Source organism: Terriglobales bacterium, assembly GCA_035543055.1.
Lineage (GTDB): Bacteria > Acidobacteriota > Terriglobia > Terriglobales > Acidobacteriaceae > JAIQFD01.
Genome location: DATKKJ010000237.1, coordinates 1 through 4449, shown reverse-complemented (window position 1 = coordinate 4449; position 4449 = coordinate 1). Strand labels below are relative to the sequence as shown.

Sequence of the window (4449 nt, the reverse complement as noted above, 5' to 3'; positions counted from 1 at the left end):
TCGTTGACCATCGAGACCTCGCCGATCAGGACCCGTCCCTCGCCCCAGAATTTGTGATAGCAGCGCTGCTCGAGAGTGATGCTTTCCCCAGCTTCCAGCCTGAGGACTCCACCCGCTTTGACCGCGCGCCGCGTTCCGTCGATGGATACGTGCACCTCGTTTTTGCTGTCCAGCTCCTCGTCCGGTGAGGCATGATAAAGTTGGATTGCCAGTCTGCCGCCGCCGCGGTTGATGATGTCCTCCATTTTACTCCAATGGAAGTGCATGGGTGTGATCTGGCCTTCCTCCACGATCATGAGCTTTTCGGCGTAAAGCTTGCCGGTCTTCGTCTGCCAGTTCGTCGGATTGCCGTTGCGGATGGTGAACAGGAACAGGCCGAAGCTGCGGAAATCGCCTTTGCCGAAATCGGTGATGTCCCAGCCGAGGTTGTTTTCCACGATCTCGCTCACCTCCTCGCCCTTCTGCGACCAATCCTCGGGCGTCCAGTAGGCGAAGGGGGGCAGATAGAACCCGCGGCCGCGGATGAAGTCGTCGGCGTTCTGCATGATGGCATTGATCTCGGACCGTTTCACGTTCGCTCTCCGTTTCCTGGCTGTCTCGGACAACTTATTATAACCCGCCCCATACCCTACTTTCGATGGAGGCTGCGCCCCTGTCTTTGATGGTTTCTTGACTTTCTCCCCGGCCGGCTTGTTCTTTTTTTGACTTCCAAGTCAATATAATTTTGTCGTAATTCAGTCCTTCATGGAGGCAAGTATATGACCGATCTCCTTTACGTTGGTTTGACCATCCTGTTTGTACTGCTCAGCTGGGGCTTTATTGTATTCTGTGAGCGGATGATGGAGGGTAAAAAATGAACCTGATGTATCTCATTACCGGCCTGGTTACCCTGGCCCTGTTTATCTATCTCGTCATTGCCCTGCTGAAACCGGAGTGGTTCGAATGAATATCTTCAGTTGGCTGCAGCTCATCTTGTACATGGTGGTCTTGATCGCCCTCGCCAAACCGCTGGGGCTTTTCATGACGAAAGTCTACCAGGGGGAGCGCACCTTCCTCGACCCGCTCCTGCGCCCGCTCGAGCGGCTGATCTACCGCCTGTGCGGCGTGCACCCGGACGAAGAGATGAACTGGAAGGTGTATGCCATCGCCGTGATGCTCTTCAACGGACTGGGGCTGCTGGTCGTGTACGCCCTGCAGCGCATCCAGGGTTTCCTGCCGCTCAACCCGCAGGGCTTCGGGGCGGTCTCGCCGGATTCGTCCTGGAACACCGCGGTCAGCTTCGCCACCAACACCAACTGGCAGGGCTACGGCGGCGAGGTGACGATGAGCTACCTGACCCAGATGCTGGCCCTGACCACCCAGAACTTCGTCTCGGCAGCCACCGGCATGGCCGTGCTGGTCGCCATGATCCGCGGCATCGCCCGCCACACCGCCAAGACCGTCGGCAACTTCTGGACGGATTTAACCCGCACCACCCTCTACATCCTCCTGCCGCTGGCCCTGATCCTGGCTCTCGTGCTTGTCTCGCAGGGCACGGTGCAGACCTTCAGCGCCTACAAAACCGTGGCGCTGCTGCAGCCGGCGACCGACGCCAGCGGCAGCGCAGTGACGCAGCAGGTGCTGGCCGTCGGTCCGGCGGCTTCGCAGATCGCCATCAAGCAGCTCGGCACCAACGGCGGCGGTTTCTTCAACGTCAACTCGGCGCATCCCTTCGAGAACCCGACCCCGCTCTCCAATTTCCTCGAGATGCTCTCGCTCCTGCTCATCCCGGCCGCCTTGTGCTACACCTTCGGCAAGATGGTTGGAGATACGCGCCAGGGTTGGGCCATCCTGGCGTCCATGACGCTGATCTTTGTGGTGCTGTTGGGAGTCGAGGTGTGGGCCGAACAGACTGGCAACCCGACCATCGCCGCCCTGGGCGTCGACATCCGGCAGAGCAATATCAATCCGGGTGGGAACATGGAGGGCAAGGAGGTGCGCTTCGGCGTGGCCAATTCGGCTTTGTGGGCCACCGCCACGACGGCCGCCTCCAACGGCTCGGTCGACTCGATGCACGATTCGAACATGCCCATCGGCGGCATGATCCCCATGTGGCTGCTGCACCTGGGTGAGGTCATCTATGGCGGCGTCGGCTCCGGGTTGTACGGCATGCTGGCCTTCGTCATCGTGGCGGTCTTCGTCGCCGGGCTGATGGTCGGGCGCACGCCCGAGTACCTGGGGAAGAAGATCGAATCCTACGAGATGAAAATGGCCTCGCTGATCCTGCTCATCCCGGTCTTTACTGCCCTGGTCGGCACCGCGGTCGGCGTGATGACCCCCGCCGGTCAGGCCGGCGTTCTCAACCCCGGCCCGCACGGCTTTACCGAAATCCTGTACGCCTTCTCGTCGGCGACCGCCAACAACGGCAGCGCCTTTGCGGGACTCGGCGTGAACACCCCGTTCTACAATACGGCGCTGGGCATCATCATGTTCTTCGCCCGCTACTGGCTGGCGATCCCGGCTTTGGCCATTGGCGGCTCGCTGGCACTGAAGAAGAAGGTCCCGGCCGGGGCGGGGACGCTGGCCACCCACACGCCGCTCTTCGTCGTCTGGCTGATCGCCGTCGTAGTGATCGTCGGGGCGCTGGGCTTCCTGCCCGCCCTGGCGCTGGGGCCGATCGTAGAGCATTTAATGATTTTTCACTAGATTGGATTAAGAATGACCATTCAACTCAAAAAACGATCCGTGTTTCGGCCGGAGCTGTACCAGCGCGCCGTGCTGGATTCGTTCGTCAAGCTCGACCCGCGCAAGATGGTTCGCAACCCCGTCATGTTCGTGGTGGAAGTCGGCAGCGTGCTGACCACCGTCTTATGGATCCAGGCCTTGTTTGGTAAGGGAGAAGCGCCGGCCGGTTTCATCGGCGGGGTGGCCCTGTGGCTGTGGTTCACCGTGCTGTTCGCCAACTTTTCCGAAGCCGTGGCCGAAGGGCGCGGCAAGGCCCAGGCGGAAGCCCTGCGCCGCACCCGCCAGACGACCCAGGCCAAGAAGCTGCACGGCTCGAATCGCCAGGCCAAATTCGAGCTGGTCGCCTCGACGGTCCTGCGCAAGGGCGACATCTTCCTGGTGGAGGCCGGCGACGTCCTGCCGGTCGATGGCGAGATCGTCGAAGGCGTCGCCTCGGTCGACGAGAGCGCCGTCACCGGCGAGAGCGCGCCCGTGATCCGTGAAGCGGGCGGGGACCGCAGCGCGGTCACCGGCGGGACGCGCCTGCTCTCTGACTGGCTGGTGGTGCGCGTCACCGCCGACCCCGGCGAGGGTTTCCTCGACCGTATGATCAGCCTGGTGGAAGGTGCCAAGCGCCAGAAGACGCCCAACGAGATCGCCCTCGACATCCTGCTGGCAGGCTTCACGATCATCTTCCTGATCGTGTGCGCCACGCTGCTGCCTTACTCGCTGTACAGCGTGGGGGTCGCCGGGCAGGGTACGCCCATCACCATCACCGTGCTGGTGGCTCTCTTGGTCTGCCTGATCCCGACCACCATCGGCGGCCTGCTCTCGGCCATCGGCATCGCCGGCATGGACCGCATGATCCAGCGCAACGTGATCGCCATGTCGGGCCGGGCGGTGGAAGCCGCCGGCGACGTGGATGTGCTGCTGCTCGACAAGACCGGCACGATCACCCTGGGCAACCGCCAGGCGGTCGAGCTGATCCCCGTCGGCGGGGTCCCGGCCAGGGAGCTGGCCGAGGCGGCCCAGCTGGCCTCCCTGGCCGACGAGACCCCCGAGGGCCGCTCGATCGTCGTGCTGGCCAAGGAGAAATACGGTCTGCGCGGACAGACGATCGGTCCCAGCGAAGCCGCACCCCAGGGAATGCATTTCGTCCCGTTCAGCGCCCAGACGCGCATGTCGGGCGTGGATTTCGACGGCACCAGTATTCGCAAGGGCGCGCCCGATACGATGATGGCACTGGTGCGGTCGAACGGCCATCCCGTTCCGTCCGATCTGCAAACCAATGTGGACACCATCGCCCGCTCCGGCGGCACGCCGCTGGTCGTGGTGCGCAATGGCCGGGCGCTGGGCGTGATCCATTTGAAGGACATCGTCAAGGGCGGCATCAAGGAGCGCTTTGCCCAGCTGCGCAAGATGGGCATCAAGACCGTGATGATCACCGGCGACAACCCGCTGACCGCCGCGGCGATCGCCGCCGAGGCCGGCGTGGACGACTTCCTCGCCCAGGCCACCCCCGAGGCCAAGCTCAAGCTGATCCGCGATTCGCAGGCCGGCGGACGGCTGGTGGCCATGACCGGCGATGGGACCAACGATGCCCCGGCCCTGGCCCAGGCCGACGTCGCGGTGGCGATGAACACGGGCACCCAGGCGGCCAAGGAGGCGGGGAACATGGTGGACCTCGATTCCAACCCGACCAAGCTGATCGAAGTCGTCGAGATCGGCAAGCAGATGCTGATGACG

At 63.1% G+C, this 4449-nt stretch carries 4 protein-coding genes; 3 read left to right on the top strand and 1 reads right to left on the bottom strand.

All coding sequences use genetic code 11. The features are described from left to right. Nucleotides 1–572 (bottom strand): D-lyxose/D-mannose family sugar isomerase (locus VMS96_15150; protein HVP44764.1); only part of this gene is annotated, 572 nt, incomplete at its 3' end. Nucleotides 573–853: 281 nt separating this feature from the next. Between VMS96_15150 and kdpF the strand changes: the two genes are divergently transcribed. The 3 genes from kdpF to kdpB form a co-directional block, all read left to right on the top strand. After that, nucleotides 854–946 (top strand): K(+)-transporting ATPase subunit F, encoded by a 93-nt coding sequence (kdpF, locus tag VMS96_15145; GenBank protein HVP44763.1) that lies wholly within the window; start codon nt 854–856, stop codon nt 944–946. Next, nucleotides 943–2685 carry a potassium-transporting ATPase subunit KdpA gene (kdpA, locus tag VMS96_15140; protein HVP44762.1) on the top strand — a complete coding sequence of 581 codons (1743 nt, stop codon included), beginning with the start codon at nt 943–945 and terminating at the stop codon, nt 2683–2685. The genes kdpF and kdpA overlap by 4 nt, the downstream gene beginning before the upstream one ends. Nucleotides 2686–2697: 12 nt before the next feature. Next, a partial coding sequence (gene kdpB / locus VMS96_15135) for a potassium-transporting ATPase subunit KdpB (GenBank protein HVP44761.1) occupies nt 2698–4449 on the top strand: 1752 nt, incomplete at its 3' end.